Source organism: Winogradskyella immobilis, from assembly GCF_021887715.1.
GTDB classification, from domain to species: Bacteria; Bacteroidota; Bacteroidia; order Flavobacteriales; family Flavobacteriaceae; genus Winogradskyella; species Winogradskyella immobilis.
This window is the reverse complement of the sequence record NZ_JAIQXX010000055.1, coordinates 1-959: the sequence shown is the minus strand read 5'-3', so window position 1 is coordinate 959 and position 959 is coordinate 1. Positions and strand designations below refer to the sequence as shown.

Genomic DNA, 959 nt, shown 5'->3' with positions numbered 1-959 from the left:
AACACGTTGTGTGTAATTGAAGAAAAAATCGAACTATGAGAAAAACATTTTACTTTTTAATAATAATTCTATTAATTTCAAACTTGTCATTCGGACAGGAGAGAAATGCAAAACCAAAGCCTGAAATTTCAAATTCAATAATCGGACAATTAACATCTGCGAAAGGTTGGGTTTTAAATCCTGAAGAAGAATGGCAATCTCTGACAAATACAATTCCTGCATATTTATCGTCTGAATTTAAACAACTGATAAACTATGAAAAATATAGTTTAGGTTCTGACAATTTTAAATCATACCAATTAAGAGATTTGACTTTTAAAGGAGAGGAATACTATATTCTTATCAAAAAATATAAAGACGGATTTTACACTTACTCATCTATTGAGGAAGATTGGAATAATTACACTTCTTATTTGGCTTATGTTTTCAAAAAATCTGAATGGGAAAAAATTTCTACAATTGAGGACAACAAAATCAATCTTATAGAAATTGACTTGGAAACTACTGTAAGCGTACAATACAAATCCGAAAAGGAGGCTTTTTCATTAATTAAGTCAAAAATGGAATTTAAAGATGACCAAAAAGATGACACCAAATTGATTTTACACATCGCACCTTATAAAGAAAAAAATATCGTTCAATTTCAGATTTACACAAAATACAGTAAGTATAAAATAATTGGAGGAATAAGAACTGAACATAAAATAAAAGGCGGAAAATACTCTTTTAGTACAAAGCAGATTTATTTAACAGACGAATTATTTTCGCATTGCTACTTTGAAACAGATTTTGCGAATTTTAATAAATTTATAAAAACGGAATAACAACTACACACAACACCGTATAAAATTAATTGCTAGTTCTAGCCTATTTACGAAAGTCCTCGCGGACTTTCTATCTGTGATTTATTTGCTAACTTTAGTGCTTGAAACACGCAACTAACCTTATACATAAACGTT

The 959-nt window shown here is 28.9% G+C and carries 1 protein-coding gene; it reads left to right on the top strand.

Annotation, left to right across the window (positions count from 1 at the left end; all coding sequences use genetic code 11):
- Positions 1 to 35 precede the first annotated feature (35 nt).
- Entirely contained in the window at positions 36 to 824 is a 789-nt protein-coding gene (locus K8Z87_RS13795; protein ID WP_227478162.1) for a hypothetical protein, read from the top strand.
- Positions 825 to 959: the final 135 nt, after the last annotated feature.

Bases quoted from the DNA above. Each gene is read 5' to 3' on its own strand.
- K8Z87_RS13795 (WP_227478162.1), top strand. From the start codon at position 36: ATGAGAAAAACATTTTACTTTTTAATAATAATTCTATTAATTTCAAAC.